The sequence below is a fragment of the Virgibacillus dokdonensis genome, from assembly GCF_900166595.1.
Lineage (GTDB): Bacteria > Bacillota > Bacilli > Bacillales > Amphibacillaceae > Virgibacillus > Virgibacillus dokdonensis.
In genome coordinates this window covers 3,309,184-3,324,768 of the sequence record NZ_LT745763.1, presented here as the reverse complement: position 1 = coordinate 3,324,768, position 15,585 = coordinate 3,309,184, and the positions used below count along the sequence as shown (strand labels likewise).

The window sequence follows — 15,585 nt, the reverse complement described above, 5'->3', positions numbered from 1 at the left end:
TTTCATACAAATAATGACAGTTTTTCTAATCCATAAAGAATGGTGCTACGTTAAGTTTTTCTGAACTTCTTGAATAAACGAATGGATTGCTTGTGATTTTAATGCAAAGCTTGCCTTATTTACGATCAGTCTTGTGCTAATTGGTTCTACTTCCTCTAAAATAATCAAGCCGTTTTCCCTTAATGTGTTGCCAGTTTCTACGATATCAACAATGACATCTGCTAAGCCAATTAACGGGGCTAATTCGACAGATCCGTTCAATTTCACAATATCTATTGATTTCCCTTTACGAGAAAAATAGTTTCGTGCAATGGTTGGATATTTTGTAGCAATTGTTAATGGCTTTATCGTATCTAAAAGTTGTCCGGGCTTTCCAGCAACGGCAAATTTACACGTGCCAATTTTTAAGTCGAGAACTTCGTAGACATCTGCTTGTGATTCCAAAATATTGTCTTTTCCTACAATTCCTATATCCGCTGCTCCTTTTGCTACATAAGTAGGTACATCTACACCTTTTACAAAGATTAATTTAATCGTTTCATCACTGTTATAAAAAATTAGTTTTCTGCTAGAAGAAGTTAACTGTTGGAATGTAATCCCCATACTGTCCAGTAAATGAATCGATTGATCTGCTGTCCGACCTTTGGCAACGGCGATTGTAAATGCAGCCATTTAACTCCCCCTTTCTTGTAACAATTGGATTACTTCTGAAATATGCTGAAATGAAATAGCTTGCTCACCGTGATAAAGGTTATATGAATCAGTTTCACAAATAATGTGTACGGTTTCTTTAGAAGCAGCTTGTCGGTTGTCATTTGTTGAGTAGGTGACGACGGCGTATCCTCGTTCGCGTAATGCTAGCGCGATAGCTAATGCTTCCTTTTGCTGGGAAATATTATATGATACTGCTATGGGTTCATCCTCCTTTAATGTAGTGAACAAACCGTGCTGTTTTGCTGCATGAAGTAACAAATCAACATCAAAGGCAAAACCGATTGCTGGAATACGAGCCCCGAAGTAATCACCTAAGCCATCGTATCTTCCTCCCATAACAACAGGCTTTCCGACTTGGTTGACAAATCCTTGAAAAATAACATCGGAGTAGTAGTTCATATCATTGATAAGTCCTAGGTTAAACACAATATGATCTGTAAGTCCGTATGCTTGAATGCTGTTATACACATCAACCAAATAAGTTAATTCTGCTTGTACTATCCCATTTAACCCGTTCTGCTTGATTCCTTCCATCACTTCATTTGGTTCTCCGTAAAGAAATGGAATATGCTGCATTGCTTCTTTAACTGTTTCTTGAATAGGGAGGGTAGCTAAATAATCAACCATTTCTGCAATATTTTTCGTTTGAATATATGTTTGTAAGGGAGCAATTTGTTCATTAGATAAATTTGCTTGGGCTAGCAATGCTCGAAAAAAACCAGCATGGCCAATCTCCAATTTAAATTCTGGAAAACCACAATCTTTTAATATATGAATGGCAAGGGCAATGACTTCTGCATCACCAGCAGGGGTGCGGTTGCTAAAATATTCAACTCCTGCTTGTGTACGTTGTTTTTGATCGTCTTCAAATCGATAGCCGAAGACATCCATGATGTAAAATAGCCGAGTATCTTCACCAACATTCATATGTGCGGTAGCAATTTGCTGTGTGATCGGAATTGTAACATCAGGTCGTAATACAAGTACTTTTCCAGAAGTATCCATCACTTTTATCATTTCGTCTGTATTGCCAATCTTGGGATTTCCTACATAAAGATCATAAGGCTCTAGTGTTGCTGTTTGTATTTGCTGATAACCGTAAGTTTTAAACCGTTGCTTTAATGTAGCAACCATTTTATCGCGCTGTTGAAGCAGGTCATTATCCAAATAAGGTGTATGTAACAGAGGGTGCATCATTTGTATTTCTCCTTTCTTTTTAGGCTTTATCGTATAAGCAAAGCAACGGTGTTTTAGCTATAAAGACTTGGTGATAAGCCAAGCTTTTTTACTAAACAGAGGGTGGAAGGATTTCCATTTCATTGAATGAAAATTCGTGCACCAACTATTGTCTTAAAAATACCTTTTTTCACAGAATAGGAAGTTATAGATTTTTTTGATTTATAGTATAAGAAAAACGAATGACGTACTATACTTTCGTATGAAGCCTCCATGGTGGCGAGTATTGTTCCTAGGGATAGAAGGTTCACTTTGGTGTAAAAATCATTTTATTACTTTATCACTTTATCTAAGTAAAGTTATATAGTATTCTAATAACTACAGAATAAAATGTCAACTAAAAGGAGCGAAATTTTTATGTTTGATTTTCATATTCATAGTGATTTTTCCGCTGATTGCAATACGCCGATGGAAAAAACAATAGAATACGCTATAAAAGAAGGTTTACACGAAATTTGTTTTACGGAGCATATAGATGAAGATTACCCAGACCCTACGATTGATTTTTCGCTAGACCTTGCAAGCTATCATCGAAAAATCCAAGCAATGCAACGAGAATACGGAGAACGAATTAAAATACGTAAAGGATTGGAAATTGGCGTTCAACCCCATTTAGTAAAAAATTGTACCCAAACTGTTCATTCTGCACCGTTTGATTTTATCATTTGTTCCATGCATACAACCGATAAGCAGTCCTTGCATACAAGTAATTTTTTCGAAAAACAGCCTGTGGAAGAAGCATACCGAAAATATTATGAAGAACTGTTTTATTGCGTATCACGTTTTAAAGATTTTCAAGTGATAGGGCATATTGATTTAGTGAAACGTTATACTAAAAATAAACCTGTTCAAGATCATTTTTATGATGTATTGACGAACATTTTTGAAGCAATCATTTATGCTGGAAAAGGAATTGAAATAAACACTTCTGGTTTTCGTTATGGGTTACCATGTGCGATGCCAAGTGAAGATATTTTACAATTGTATCGAGAATGCGGAGGAGAAATCATTACGATTGGTTCTGATTCTCATCGTGCACAAACAGTTGGATACGGCGTCTCTGATGCGCTAAAATTGTTACGACAGCTCGGTTTTCGATATGTTACAACCTTTCAAGATAAACAGCCAACTTTCCACCGTATTTAATGGTTTGAACTGGAAAGTTATTTAAAGTTATAAAAAATCGCTTGGGTTTAGGAAAAGTCCCTGAAGTTCACCATTTACATCCCTACCCGAAAGAGGATATATGTTTTTTCTATACAAAAAGCGTATGGAATGAACATCTCGGTATGAATTTTCGCAAAACAAAACTTGTTGCTATCCATATTTCTAAATGTACAAAGTGTTACTTTATTATAATAGGAAAATTCGTTTTGACCGTGATATAATATAAAACATGAGTGAAATTATAGGAGCAAACGAGGAAGAGGAAGGTTTTTTTGAATAAGAAACAGATATTAAGTTTGGCATCTTTTGGTCTAGTCATCATTGGTTTTATCGTGCTTATAGGCATGCCAAATAGAGCGATTTCCGATTTTAACAAAAGTCGCCCAACATTATTCGTGCATGGATATAAGGGGACTGAAAATTCATTTGGATTTATGCTACAGCGCTTTGAGCATGAGTATAAGTGGGGAAATAAAGCACTTATTTATTATGTAACCAAGCAAGGGGAAGTGAAAAAATATCAACCGCGTCTTGGGGAAGAAAAGCCCCTCTATGTCCAAGTGATTTTTGAAAATAATCGAGCTAGCTTTGAAATGACATCCAGTTGGTTAGCAAATGTACTAAAAGATATGCAGCAAACATATGGTGTCGATGATGTAAATATTGTTGGACATTCTATGGGTGGAATTGTGTCGTTAGAATATATGAAGCAATTTCAAGGAAAATCCTATCCGTCTGTCCACAGGTTTGTGGCGGTAGGAAGTCCGTTTGATGGGATATACAGTGAAGAATATTTTCGTATTCATCATGATCCAGCAGCAACCGATTTACGACCTAATTCTAAAGCGCTACAACATTTAAGGGAACGTTCTTTTCCAAACCATACAAAAGTTCTCAGTATTTCTAGTACAGGTGATATAGTTGCAGTACCTGAAAGTGTCCGCGCGATACGCAAAATGGTACCGAATCAACAATTGACAGAAATTGTCATTGACGATGATGTATTAGGTCATAGCGATTTGCATGAAAGCAGAAGAGTGGATCGTTATATTTATGAATTTCTGTGGCAAGATCAAGTTCAATAGCTTACAATGGTATAGGCTGAATAAATGTTAAAGGAATGATAGGTGTGGAACGGAATCATCATATGTACGGTAAATTGACGGAAGTGACTTCCGAGAAAAATGTGATGGTGGATGAGCACTTAAGAAATCATACGTATACGAAGTTAGGTGGGAAAGCAGATTTCTTAGTTACACCAGAAACGTACGAAGAAGTGCAAGCAATTGTAAAGCTTGCCAATCAAGAAAAAATAGCTTTTACATTACTGGGAAATGGTTCCAATTTAATTGTTAAAGATGGCGGCATTCGTGGAATTGTTATGAATTTAAAAAAACTCTGTTCCATGTGGCGAGAAGAAGAAAAAATTATTGCGCAAAGTGGAGCAAAAATTATTGATGTTTCTCGTCAGGCTTTACAGGAAAGCTTGCACGGGCTGGAATTTGCTTGTGGTATACCTGGTTCGGTTGGTGGAGCTTTATACATGAACGCCGGAGCTTACGGTGGAGAAGTGAAAGATGTGCTTGAAAGTGCAAAAGTGGTCACTCGAGAAGGGAAACTATTGTCATTACCTGCTAGTGCGCTTGATTTACATTATCGCACAAGTAATATTCCTGATAAGGGATACATCGTATTAGAAGCAACATTTTCATTACAAAAAAGAGATGCAGCTGATATAAAAGCGGTGATGGATGATCTCACATATAAACGGGAATCGAAGCAGCCGTTGGAATACCCTTCTTGTGGCAGTGTGTTTAAACGCCCCCCTGGATACTTTGCTGGAAAGTTAATTCAAGATAGCGATTTACAAGGTAAGCAAATTGGTGGTGCGCAAGTATCAACCAAGCATGCAGGCTTTATTGTAAACAAAAATAATGCTACAGCTACAGAATACATTGACTTAATACGTTTTGTTCAATCGACTGTAAAAGATAAATTTGGCGTAAATTTAGAACGCGAAGTACGAATTATTGGGGAAGACCCAAAATAATGGATAGCAGCAACCATGTTATAACATGGTTGCTGTTTTTTAGGTGCGCCCTGCATGGGCGAAAACTTGGTGGTGAAAGTCCACTACAGGCATGGCAGTAGGAACTGTTAGCGAAAGACAAGGTGGCTATCGCGAGGTAGTGGCTGAAGGAAGTCGGACGCAAACTCCTGAACTGACGAACAGAAACTAGATAGAAGGCTGAATTAGGTCGGATAAGGTTGCCTAACAAACTGAAGTCCAATACTGCCCGAAACCTATACAGTAAATCTAGCAGTTACATGGGAGGAAAGTTTTCGCTCTTACCGGGGGAGGTCTTGTGAGGGTGCAGTGGGAGTTGAATGATAACAAACCAGCACAACCAAGACGATGACGTCTTGGTGAATCACAAGAAGTCAGCAGAGGTCATAGTAATGTTACTTGACGAAACATGAAGGACCGAACAATAGTCGTTTTGAAAGCTCTAGGAGGTGTGTAAGGTGCGACAACTGCAGAAAACAGGAGAATCTGGCTATCGGCAGAGAGATAGTGTGGAACATGAAGGGTATGTCGAAGCGCATAGTGGCTTACATGGTGAAAAGAACAATCAAAATGGTGTATCCAATCTGTTTGAAAGAATCCTGTCAAGGAACAATCTCAATCAAGCTTACCTTCAAGTCGTCAGAAATAAGGGGGCAGCCGGTGTAGACGGTATGACGTGCGACCAACTACTTCCATACTTGAAGGAACATAAAGAGGAACTATTACTCCAGTTATATCAAGAAAAATACAAACCGCAACCCGTCCTGCGGGTTGAAATCCCGAAACCAGACGGTGGAAAGAGAAAACTGGGGATTCCGACAGTCATCGACCGGATGCTTCAACAAGCGATTAACCAAGTGCTCCAACCAATATTTGAACCAAAGTTCTCCGATAATAGTTTTGGGTTTCGTCCAAAACGTAGTGCACATCAAGCCATCATACGGGCAAAGTCATACTACGAACAAGGGTACAAATATGTGGTGGATTTGGATATGAAATCCTACTTCGATACGGTAAATCATGACAAACTGATGTATTTCGTGGAAAAACAGATAGATGATAAGCGCGTGCTTCGCTTGGTAAGACAGTATTTATTGAGTGGAATTATGATAAACGGTATCTTTGAGAAATCGGAAGAAGGAACGCCGCAAGGTGGAAACTTATCGCCGTTACTCAGTAATATTTATCTGAATGAATTAGACCAACGATTAGAAAAGCGTGGTCACAGATTCGTCCGCTATGCGGACGACTGTAATATCTATGTGAAAAGCAGGAGAGCAGGATATCGGGTAATGGATAATATAACGAACTTTCTTGAGAAGGATCTGAGTTTAACTGTTAACCGAGAAAAGAGTGCGGTTGGAAGTCCTTTGAAACGTAAGTTTCTTGGCTTCTGCTTATTAGCTACGAAGAAGGGTGTCAAAATTCGTCCGCATAATAAAGCGAAAGTGACCGTCAAAAGGAAACTCAAGCGGATCACCAAACGCAATCGTGGACGACATCTCGAAGTGATTCTTAAAGAAATCCAACAACTTATGACAGGTTGGATAAACTACTATGGCATAGGGGAAATGAAAGGATTTATAAAGAATCTCAATGGATGGTTGAAGCGAAGAATTAGACAATATCTCTGGAAGCAGTGGAAAAACCCACGCACAAAAAGGAAAAATCTAATTCGCTTAGGTATCGATAAACATAAAGCTTATGAATGGTCGAATACAAGAAAGGGCTACTGGGTTATATCCAGTAGTTATGTACTCCATCGTTCATTAACAGATAAAGAACTGGCATCGAGAGGATATAAAGACATCGCTCTACAATACCAGTTCGTACACTCAAACTATTGAACCGCCGTATACCGAACGGTACGTACGGTGGTGTGAGAGGGGCGTAAAGTTACTTAACTTTTCCCTCTACTCGATTTGAAAAGAGGAGGCCCATTTGCATTTACTACGAACTCGCATTTATAAACTTTTAATAATGAAGCATAATAAGAAACATAAAACGATGTAAGGAGGAATATGATGGGTGAACAATCGCAATTTCGTGCAGGAGATAAGGCGCCAAACAATGGTGTTTACATTGAATGCGGAGAAACGGGTAGCAATGTAAATGACCCACAGCAAATTCAATTAACAGCTGGGGAAAAATTTCCTGAAAATACAAATCATGATCGTGTTTGGATCAATAAACGACATCTATCCAAACCTGGTGTTCAAGGACGTAGTAATAATTAGAGTAGCAGTATTCATAAGGAATAGACAATGTATTGCTTTCTTAAGAGAAAAAGCACCCATCTAACGCTAGGAAATGCGGATAGGGTGCTTTATGATATGTCCAACTTCGTATGACTCGTGCATATCCTATATAAGGTACTTTAAGATTCGTAATTTCAAGAGTTTGCGGGTATAAGCTGTATAAGAAAAACTTAGCTTATCGCCAAGTCTTTATGGTGAAAGAACGCCGCCGTTTTTCTTAAGAAATAAGAAAATATAGAATCAGTAGCTTGTGTATAACAACATAACCAAATAAGCTACGTCTGGCTCCAGCGCCCAGCAAATAGGTGACTTCACCAATCGCCTTACGATAAATCATCATTGATTCGTTCCAGTCGCTACGTTGCTAAACGGGCACCCGAGCCTTTGTTCTAAGATAAACCTTGAAATCTTTATACTTTGCTGCAGTACAAGTCGAAGCAGCAGAAAATAGCATATGCGACTTTTAAGTCAGATATTTGCGGTGCTAACAATTAGCAGAGATGAGAAAACCAACACGGATTTACTTGATATAATCACCTCAGCGCCTACGCTCGAAAGCGATGTAAAAATTCCTGTAAGCGTTCGTTATTAGAATGTTCTATAACTTCTCTAGCAGTACCTTGTTCTGCGATCACACCTTCATCTAAGAACAGCACCTTATCGGCAATATCTAAAGCGAAATCCATTTCGTGTGTCACAAGAATTATCGCCATATCATCGTTTTTAGCAATATCACGGATAACCTGAAGTACTTCGGCTACTAATTCTGGATCGAGCGCGGAAGTGACCTCATCAAATAACATGATTTTTGGTCGCATAACAAGTGCTCGTGCCATCGCTACCCGCTGTTTTTGTCCACCAGATAGTTGGCTCGGATATTGATAGACTTTATCGCTTAGGTCAACGCGCTCCAACATTTCAAGGGAGCGTTGCTTCACTACTTCTTTCCCTTCTTTTTTTACATGTAGTGGAGCTGTCATGCAGTTTTCCAAGATCGTCATATGCGGAAACAAATTGAAATGTTGAAATACCATTCCAATATCACCGCGTACTGCCCGTAGATGCTTTTCATTAGCCCGCACAAGCTTCCCTTTTTTCTCCATTTTCCACAGATTCGTACCATTTACGATGATATCTCCAGATGTAGGCTCCTCCAACGTCATAAGCATCCGAATGATCGTCGTTTTACCTGAACCACTGGGACCAATAATTGCTACTTTTTCTGCTGGTCGAATGTCTAAATCGATTCCTTTTAAGACTTTAACATCCCCAAAGGATTTGTGTACGTCATGAAATGAGACGATAGGTTCTATCATTATGCTGTCGCTCCTTTACTTCTCGTCAAAGCTTCTTTTTTATCAAAGCGTCGGTTCAATTTCTTTTCTAGTCTGTTTATGATTATAGCAGATGGGTAGCTCAAAGCTAAGAAAAGAATGGCCACAATGGTTAAGGGTTCTAGATAGGTCCAGTTTTCTGCTCCATAGCTATTCGCAATATGCAAAATACCTGCAACACCAATCGTTGATGCTAATGGAACCTCTTTAAACATAATAATAAAATAATTTCCAAGCATTGGGATGGTTGGTGGTATTGCTTGTGGTAAAATAATTTTTGTCCACTTTTGCCGCTTAGAAAAATTTAAAGCTTTTGCAGCTTCCCATTGTCCTTTCCCTACACCTTCTATTCCAGAGCGGTATACTTCTGCAATATAGGTGCTAAAATGGATTCCTAAGCCGAGTACGGCACTCGTAAATCCGTTTAAGGTAAAACCTATAACGGGAACCATTGGCCATGCGAAATAAATAAAAAATAGCTGGACTAAAGGCGGGGTAGAACGAATAAATTCCATCACCCATGTAATCAGCCAACGAAGCGGCATGATCGGAATCTTTCTCATAAACAGCCAAATAAATCCAAATGCAAGTGCAAATGCATAACAAGCTATCGTTAAGCCGAGGGTAATTCCAAGGCCGTCGATGATTTTGGGGAATGCTTCTGCAACTACTTCCCAACTCCAATTACTCATCCGCTAGCCACCCCTTTTTTAGAGAACGCCTCCATCTTACGAGTTAAAAAGATAAGCGGTAGCGCTAAAATAAAGTAGAATAGTAAGACAAGCAAATAGACGGTAGGTGCTTGTGATAAATTTGTACTACGAATAATATTTCCATGATAAAGAATATCTTCCATACCAATGAGGGATACGAGGGAAGTGGCTTTCAACATTTGAATAGAATAGTTCCCGAATTCAGGAAGCATCATGCGAATTGCTTGTGGTAAAATTACCAATCGCATTCGTTGAAAGCGTGACATATTTAAAGCAGTTGCTGCTTCGGACTGCCCGTTTGCAACTGCAAGAATAGAGCCACGGACAATTTCAGACATGTATGCCCCGTAGTTTAAGGCAATTGCAATGACGCCTGCCCACCAATTGCTTCCTAGCTCAATACCAAATAGCATCGGAATCGCGTAATAAAGCCAAAATAATTGAACGATTAGCGAAGTCCCTCGAAAGATTTCCACATAAAACCCTGTGAATTTACGGAGGAAGACATTGGAGGACATTCGGCATAGACCAGCAATAAACGCAAATAAATAACCAAAAAATGCTGCACCAATTAAAACGGTAATGGTAATCGTTAGTCCTTTTGCTAAATCAGGGAAAATCTCGATGATTGCATTAATGTGTACCACTCCTTCGTGAATCTTAGGTTAGAGGTGAGTTTTCATCCTTCCCCCAGTCTGCTCAAAGATTATAAGTTAGAAATCTCACTAGAAAATAAACTGTGGGGAAGAAGCAATCCCCACTAACTTTGTAACAGTAAATGGAAGCATAGATAAATAGAACTCTTTTTTTGCTAGTTTAGTTGCTTCTGAGGGGGTGTCAGAGCACAGTTCAACATCTTACATTTCTCCGCTACAGATTTTTTCTGTTGTAATATCGTCGGCTACCATATTATTTTCTTCACTAAAACCATTCGCCTCTAGCAATTCCGCTACAGTACCATCTGCTTTTAATTCAGCTAGCTTTTCATTATAAGCATCGCGTAATTCTGTATTATCGAGGTGAAAAGCAGCAGCGCCATAGCTTGGAACACCCTCTACATCTGGTTGTTCAAAACCTTCCACGAATTCAAGCTGATCAGAGTTAGCGGATTCAAGAGCCATTTTAATGGTCATTTCTGTTCCAGTTGTCGCATCTGCCCGACCAGATTCCACTGCTGAAAAAGTCGCGGGAATATCTTCTGCATTCGTAATTTGCTCTTCACTTACACCTTCTGATTTTAAAAATGCATTTTCTGTAGCACCAGACATGACAGAAACAGTAACATCTGGATTGTCCGCGATATCTTTATAGCTTTTTAAATTTAACGGATTCCCTTTTTGTACAATTAACCCTTCACCATACATCATTTCTGGTTCACCAAAAGCAGCATTTTTACAACGATCAGGATTAATTGCCATTCCTGCTGTTATAACGTCAAACTGCCCTGCTTTTAAGCCAGGAATTAATTGCCCGAAATCCGCTAGCTTACTGTCCATTTCTTCAATTCCTAATTCCTTGAAGACAGCTTTAGCAATATCAACTGCGGCGCCTTTGAGTTTACCATCTTCTTCGTAAGCATATGGTTTTTCATTGGCAAAGCCGATAGTAACTTTTCCGGAATCTTTTAATTCATCTAATTTACTCCCACTTGCTTCATCATTTGTATCCCCTTCATTTGAACCGCAAGCAGCGAGCACAAATAGTAATCCGAAAAGACATGTAAGTAAGATTTTTCTCATAAATACTATTCCCTCCTTTAAAATTACTCGTTTCGTAAAAGAAACGAACAGTAAATGTTCAAAAAGAAGATAAACTATTAAGAAGGCATTATTTATGTAAACATGGGATAAATGTCATTATGTTTACGATAACCTTAAAAAATATTGAATTTTCTATTGGGGAAAATGAAGTTAACTCATGCCGATTTCTTCCTTTTTGAACATTACTAGTAAAATGTTACAGGTATTTGACGGCAGTCTCAAATGCTATATTTTTTGATAATTTTTAATTAATTGTTAAAACCATGTATACCATTCGTATAAGTTTAATTAACGTATATATGCTGTATGATAATCAATGATCCTACCCTATGGTCAAAAATTGTCTCGGTGAATTGATATGAATAGACGCTCGTTTCAATTCCATGTATGATTCATGTTAAGGGGGGAACGAATTATGCATATTGTTGTTTTAGGTGCGGGTGCATTGGGAGCTTATTTTGGGTTGCGCTTTCAAGAGGCAGGTGCAAAGGTGACGTTTTTAGTGCGAGAAAAAAGAGCTAACCAACTTGAACGGTATGGATTAGCTATGCAAAGTCCGCACGGGAATATATTTGCTAAGGAATTAAATTGGGAAACAGATCCATCCGTTATTCCAAGCGCTGATGTCATTTTAGTAAGTGTAAAAGGATACCATCTCCGTGGCGCATTAGATCAGCTGCGCCCGCTTGTAAATAAAGGGGCTTATGTTTTGCCGGTCTTGAATGGGATTGAACATATCTCTATTTTGCAACGGGAACTTGGCAAAGATAACGTACTCGGCGGATTAGCTTTTATTATTGCTACATTAAATGATAAAGGTCATGTCGTTCATACTGGTGATTTTCACGATCTGATCTTTGGAGCGCTCGGTGCAAAGCAAGAAAAAGTAATCGCAAACTTAGAAGCGTTGTGTGATAAAGCGATTGTAGGAGGAAAACAAACCAATAATATTTTGTATGAATTATGGAAAAAGTATATGTTTATTAATGCTTTCTCTGGTATTACAACAGCGACGAACTTACCAATAGGAGTGGTTCGAAAGCATGAAGAAACTTTCCAAATCGCTATACATCTATTAGAAGAAATGAAACATGTAGCCATGAAGTATGGTGTTGAAATCACAGATCAAGATGTGACAGAAGCAATAAAGATAATGCAGCAGCTTGATGCTGATGCTACTTCGTCTATGCACCAAGATTTACGGAAAGAGTTACCGCTTGAACTCGATCATTTACATGGTGGCGCCATTCGTTTAGCAAAAGCAAAGCAGTTGGAGCTTAAATATATGACAGCTATTTACGGTATCATTAAACCGTTTGAAAATAGGACGTAAAGTGAGGTATAGTTATGTCAACGATAATGATTGTAAGTATGATATCTTTCGTAGTAGTTATTCTCGTACTTGTTTTATCTTTAATCACCATAAAAAAAGGGTACGCATATAAACATCAAATCGACCCTTTACCTGAAGAAGGCAATGACAACAATGAAAAAGGCACTTAAGAAGGGGAGAGTACATTATGAAATTTTGTACCATTGGCACAAGTTGGATTACAGAAGCATTTATTGAAGCAGCTCACCGTAGTGGGGAAGCGCAGTTAGTGGCCGTCTACTCAAGGAAATCGGAATCTGCACAAGCGTTTGCTAATAAATATGGAGAAGTTAGTGCATTTACAAATATTCAGGAAATGCTTGCAGATGATAACAGTGATTTTGTTTATATTGCATCTCCGAATATTTTGCACCCGGATCATATTAAACTAGCCATACGTAGCGGAAAGCATGTATTTTGTGAAAAGCCGATGGTGTTTACAGATAAGCAGTGGCAAGAAATTGCTCAACTAGCTAAAGAACATCAAGTATTTGTGTTTGAAGGGTTTCGTCACTTGTTTTCACCGAATTACGAGCGTCTAAAAGAAGCATTAGCAAGCGTAGGCACTGTCCGTAGTGCAATGCTTCAATATATGCAATATTCATCTCGATATGATAAGTATAAGGAAGGAGCAGAACCGAATGTATTCTCGCAACAATTTGCAGGGGGGGCGTTAATGGATTTGGGCGTTTATCCATTAAGCATGGCTGTTGATTTATTTGGTCAACCTATAAATGCAACATATCACCCTGTTTTACTGGAAAACGGCATTGACGGAAGCGGAACGATGGTCCTTACATATGAAGGTTTTGTGGTAACATTATTAACTTCTAAAATAACGAATGCATTTATGCAATCTGAAATACATGGCGAAGAAGGTACACTGATGATGGATGCTATTGCACCGATATCTCAAATACAGCTTTATGATAGAAAAACAGCGCATGTAAGCGAACTGGCAAACGAGCAATATGATGCAGATATGATATTTGAAGTAGAAGCATTTGTGAAAATGGTGACAAATAATGATTGGGATTCGCATAACGCCTTTTTAGAAAGAAGCAGAACTGTCGCACAATTAACAACAAAAATGAGACAGGAAAATGGCATTCATTTTCCTAATGAATAAGGATCGATAGTAAAGGTCGCACAATAGTGCGACCTTTTTAAGAGAATCGCTCTCGTTCGGAAGAAAGTCGCTCGTCTGTGCTGTGAACTCGCTCATGCTCATCGGAAAGTCGCTCATCCACGCTGGGTAATCGCTCACGCTCGTCGAAAAAGCACTCACCTGCGTTCTTTGCCTGGGCGAATTCCACGTTGTAATTGGTTAATGCTTAATCCAAATGTCATTTGCAAATGGGGATAGTCTTTAAACGTTTTCCAGTCTCCGCCCCATTCAAAGCCGAGGCCTTTGGCGATAGAAGCCGCTTCCAACCAATCGGATTTGCCGTTGCCGTTTCCGTCATAATCAATATTCCAAATAACTTTTCCAGTCTTACTTCTTAGTGCATAATCGATTGCTAATCCATAATTATGATAGGATTGTCCACCTTTTGCGTTGGTGATCGTTCTTCCTTCTGTTTCTCTTCCTTGTTCGTATAATTCATTTTGTTCTTGTATGGTACGTAAACCGTCTGTTATGACAACCTCTATATTTCTAGAGGCTGCTTTATTTATGAATACCTCTTTTTTTTCTTGAACCACTGGATGAAGCTGAGTAGGCATTTCTTTATCTATATCAACGGTTTGCTTTTGATTGTATATGACAAACAAAATAATGAGTCCGATTAAAATAATAAGCCATGGTAATAATGTTCGTTGAATTCTCTTCATGCTGCATGTATCTCCTTCATAATAATACATGAATCTGTTCATGTAATTCCAATAGAATGGTACTGCAATACTTTTCGCTTCAAAATGTATTCTACACAACTTGCAAGTGGGAAATCATCTAATTGTTCAAGGGCATTATAGTCCTCGCTGAAGAAGAAAGGAAAATATACTAGATTTAAACATTTCATTTCATGAATTCTCGCCCAAAAGGGCACTTAGTTATTTTTTAATACGAATTATATATGAGATATTCATTTGATAGGGAACTATATCAGGGGCAGAAGCTTTTAGAAAACTCCCTTTTGATTATTAACCTTTCATAGGCATGAATTTGTAGTTCGTTTCGTATACTACAGAAAATTGTTCGTATGCAATAAACGTGTAAGCATACATATCATATACTATTAGCATAGCAAATGAAGGAGTGTTTGCATAATAACAAATTGTCATTACGAAATGGCAATTTTTACGTTATAATAAGAAAAAAGGAGGGGACCCATGGTTACGGCACTAGCTGCTATGATTGGTTACTTCATAGGCTGCATACACGGTTCACAACTTATTAGCTTATATAAACGTGTAGATATTAAAAATTCAGGTGTTAAAAATGCTGGGGCCTCAAATACGACGATCTTATTAGGCTGGAAGTATGGAATATTTGTCGCCCTCTTTGATATTTTAAAAGGTACTTTTGCCATTTTTGTTGTATTATACTTATTAGATGTGTATGGTATAAGCGGAGATGAACGAATACTGCTTATATATGTTACGGCATTATTTGTTATTTTAGGACATAATTATCCGATTACGATGAAATTCAGTGGTGGTAAAGGAACTGCTTCGCTAGTTGGCATCTTACTCGCTGTCGATTGGAAAGTCGCTGTAATCGGTATTGGACTATTACTTGTTATTACAATTGCTACCGATTATTTAGTAATGGGTGTTCTTGTTATGTATCTTTCTTTCTTGTTGACGACTTATATATTCTTCGGCTTAGAACCAACTTTAATTGTTATTTTTTTATCTATTTTAAGCATCATGAAACATATGGAGAACTTTCGACGTATAGTAACAAAACAGGAGACGAGGCTATCAAGTATGTTTCGTAAAAACTAGTCGTTACGGGAGGA

The 15,585-nt window shown here is 38.2% G+C and carries 16 protein-coding genes; 9 read left to right on the top strand and 7 right to left on the bottom strand.

The genetic code is table 11. The features are described from left to right. Positions 1 to 45 precede the first annotated feature (45 nt). Positions 46 to 672: an ATP phosphoribosyltransferase gene (gene hisG / locus B2C77_RS17075; RefSeq protein ID WP_077706131.1), complete on the bottom strand. Its 627-nt coding sequence runs from the start codon at positions 670 to 672 to the stop codon at positions 46 to 48. After that, positions 673 to 1,911: an ATP phosphoribosyltransferase regulatory subunit gene (locus B2C77_RS17070; protein WP_077706130.1), complete on the bottom strand. Its 1,239-nt coding sequence runs from the start codon at positions 1,909 to 1,911 to the stop codon at positions 673 to 675. A 396-nt stretch (positions 1,912 to 2,307) separates the two neighbouring features. On the opposite strand from B2C77_RS17070, the gene B2C77_RS17065 reads away from it, so the two are divergent. From B2C77_RS17065 to B2C77_RS17045, 5 genes are all read left to right on the top strand, one after another. Next, complete coding sequence (locus tag B2C77_RS17065; RefSeq protein ID WP_077706129.1) at positions 2,308 to 3,096, top strand: histidinol-phosphatase HisJ family protein; 789 nt, start codon at positions 2,308 to 2,310, stop codon at positions 3,094 to 3,096. Between the two features lie 293 nt (positions 3,097 to 3,389). Continuing rightward, positions 3,390 to 4,202 (top strand): alpha/beta fold hydrolase, encoded by an 813-nt coding sequence (locus B2C77_RS17060; protein WP_176087360.1) that lies wholly within the window; start codon positions 3,390 to 3,392, stop codon positions 4,200 to 4,202. Between the two features lie 35 nt (positions 4,203 to 4,237). After that, positions 4,238 to 5,167: a UDP-N-acetylmuramate dehydrogenase gene (murB, locus tag B2C77_RS17055; RefSeq protein ID WP_176087359.1), complete on the top strand. Its 930-nt coding sequence runs from the start codon at positions 4,238 to 4,240 to the stop codon at positions 5,165 to 5,167. 476 nt (positions 5,168 to 5,643) lie between these two features. Next, the gene (gene ltrA, locus B2C77_RS17050; protein ID WP_077701832.1) at positions 5,644 to 7,032 is read left to right on the top strand and encodes a group II intron reverse transcriptase/maturase; all 1,389 of its coding nucleotides are present in this window, start codon (positions 5,644 to 5,646) and stop codon (positions 7,030 to 7,032) included. A gap of 177 nt (positions 7,033 to 7,209) precedes the next feature. Next, positions 7,210 to 7,422, top strand: a complete 213-nt coding sequence (locus B2C77_RS17045) for a YjzC family protein (protein ID WP_073006428.1) — start codon at positions 7,210 to 7,212, stop codon at positions 7,420 to 7,422. A gap of 566 nt (positions 7,423 to 7,988) precedes the next feature. On the opposite strand, the gene B2C77_RS17040 is transcribed toward B2C77_RS17045, so the two are convergent. The 4 genes from B2C77_RS17040 to ehuB all read right to left on the bottom strand — a co-directional run bounded on the left by B2C77_RS17040 (position 7,989) and on the right by ehuB (position 11,229). Continuing rightward, on the bottom strand, positions 7,989 to 8,759 hold the full coding sequence (locus B2C77_RS17040) for an amino acid ABC transporter ATP-binding protein (protein ID WP_077706127.1): 771 nt from the start codon (positions 8,757 to 8,759) through the stop codon (positions 7,989 to 7,991). After that, entirely contained in the window at positions 8,759 to 9,469 is a 711-nt protein-coding gene (ehuD, locus tag B2C77_RS17035; RefSeq protein WP_077706126.1) for an ectoine/hydroxyectoine ABC transporter permease subunit EhuD, read from the bottom strand. The genes B2C77_RS17040 and ehuD overlap by 1 nt, the downstream gene beginning before the upstream one ends. After that, positions 9,466 to 10,128, bottom strand: coding sequence for an amino acid ABC transporter permease (locus B2C77_RS17030; protein WP_077706956.1), 663 nt, complete (start codon positions 10,126 to 10,128; stop codon positions 9,466 to 9,468). Before B2C77_RS17030 ends, ehuD begins: the two co-directional genes overlap by 4 nt. Positions 10,129 to 10,347: 219 nt before the next feature. Next, a complete protein-coding gene (ehuB, locus tag B2C77_RS17025) occupies positions 10,348 to 11,229 on the bottom strand; it encodes an ectoine/hydroxyectoine ABC transporter substrate-binding protein EhuB (RefSeq protein WP_077706125.1) in 882 nt (293 codons plus the stop codon). A 436-nt stretch (positions 11,230 to 11,665) separates the two neighbouring features. On the opposite strand from ehuB, the gene B2C77_RS17020 reads away from it, so the two are divergent. From B2C77_RS17020 to B2C77_RS17010, 3 genes are read left to right on the top strand one after another with little or no spacing between them, the layout of a single operon-like run. Continuing rightward, entirely contained in the window at positions 11,666 to 12,583 is a 918-nt protein-coding gene (locus B2C77_RS17020; protein WP_077706124.1) for a ketopantoate reductase family protein, read from the top strand. 14 nt (positions 12,584 to 12,597) lie between these two features. After that, on the top strand, positions 12,598 to 12,753 hold the full coding sequence (gene ytzI, locus B2C77_RS17015; protein WP_077706123.1) for a YtzI protein: 156 nt from the start codon (positions 12,598 to 12,600) through the stop codon (positions 12,751 to 12,753). 17 nt (positions 12,754 to 12,770) lie between these two features. Next, positions 12,771 to 13,751, top strand: coding sequence for a Gfo/Idh/MocA family protein (locus B2C77_RS17010; RefSeq protein ID WP_077706122.1), 981 nt, complete (start codon positions 12,771 to 12,773; stop codon positions 13,749 to 13,751). A gap of 155 nt (positions 13,752 to 13,906) precedes the next feature. Here B2C77_RS17010 and B2C77_RS17005 read toward each other — a convergent pair whose 3' ends face one another. Continuing rightward, positions 13,907 to 14,455, bottom strand: a complete 549-nt coding sequence (locus tag B2C77_RS17005) for a M15 family metallopeptidase (RefSeq protein ID WP_077706121.1) — start codon at positions 14,453 to 14,455, stop codon at positions 13,907 to 13,909. 498 nt (positions 14,456 to 14,953) lie between these two features. On the opposite strand from B2C77_RS17005, the gene B2C77_RS17000 reads away from it, so the two are divergent. Continuing rightward, positions 14,954 to 15,571 carry a glycerol-3-phosphate acyltransferase gene (locus B2C77_RS17000; protein WP_077706120.1) on the top strand — a complete coding sequence of 206 codons (618 nt, stop codon included), beginning with the start codon at positions 14,954 to 14,956 and terminating at the stop codon, positions 15,569 to 15,571. The last annotated feature ends 14 nt before the right edge of the window (positions 15,572 to 15,585 follow it).

What these genes read in the sequence shown, in the direction of transcription:
- B2C77_RS17010 (WP_077706122.1), top strand. Translation starts at nt 12,771, where the DNA reads ATGAAATTTTGTACCATTGGCACAAGTTGGATTACAGAAGCATTTATT.
- B2C77_RS17005 (WP_077706121.1), bottom strand. Translation starts at nt 14,455, where the DNA reads ATGAAGAGAATTCAACGAACATTATTACCATGGCTTATTATTTTAATC.
- hisG (WP_077706131.1), bottom strand. Translation starts at nt 672, where the DNA reads ATGGCTGCATTTACAATCGCCGTTGCCAAAGGTCGGACAGCAGATCAA.
- B2C77_RS17000 (WP_077706120.1), top strand. Translation starts at nt 14,954, where the DNA reads ATGGTTACGGCACTAGCTGCTATGATTGGTTACTTCATAGGCTGCATA.
- B2C77_RS17070 (WP_077706130.1), bottom strand. Translation starts at nt 1,911, where the DNA reads ATGATGCACCCTCTGTTACATACACCTTATTTGGATAATGACCTGCTT.
- murB (WP_176087359.1), top strand. Translation starts at nt 4,238, where the DNA reads ATGATAGGTGTGGAACGGAATCATCATATGTACGGTAAATTGACGGAA.
- B2C77_RS17020 (WP_077706124.1), top strand. Translation starts at nt 11,666, where the DNA reads ATGCATATTGTTGTTTTAGGTGCGGGTGCATTGGGAGCTTATTTTGGG.
- B2C77_RS17040 (WP_077706127.1), bottom strand. Translation starts at nt 8,759, where the DNA reads ATGATAGAACCTATCGTCTCATTTCATGACGTACACAAATCCTTTGGG.
- ytzI (WP_077706123.1), top strand. Translation starts at nt 12,598, where the DNA reads ATGTCAACGATAATGATTGTAAGTATGATATCTTTCGTAGTAGTTATT.
- ehuD (WP_077706126.1), bottom strand. Translation starts at nt 9,469, where the DNA reads ATGAGTAATTGGAGTTGGGAAGTAGTTGCAGAAGCATTCCCCAAAATC.
- ehuB (WP_077706125.1), bottom strand. Translation starts at nt 11,229, where the DNA reads ATGAGAAAAATCTTACTTACATGTCTTTTCGGATTACTATTTGTGCTC.
- B2C77_RS17045 (WP_073006428.1), top strand. Translation starts at nt 7,210, where the DNA reads ATGGGTGAACAATCGCAATTTCGTGCAGGAGATAAGGCGCCAAACAAT.
- B2C77_RS17065 (WP_077706129.1), top strand. Translation starts at nt 2,308, where the DNA reads ATGTTTGATTTTCATATTCATAGTGATTTTTCCGCTGATTGCAATACG.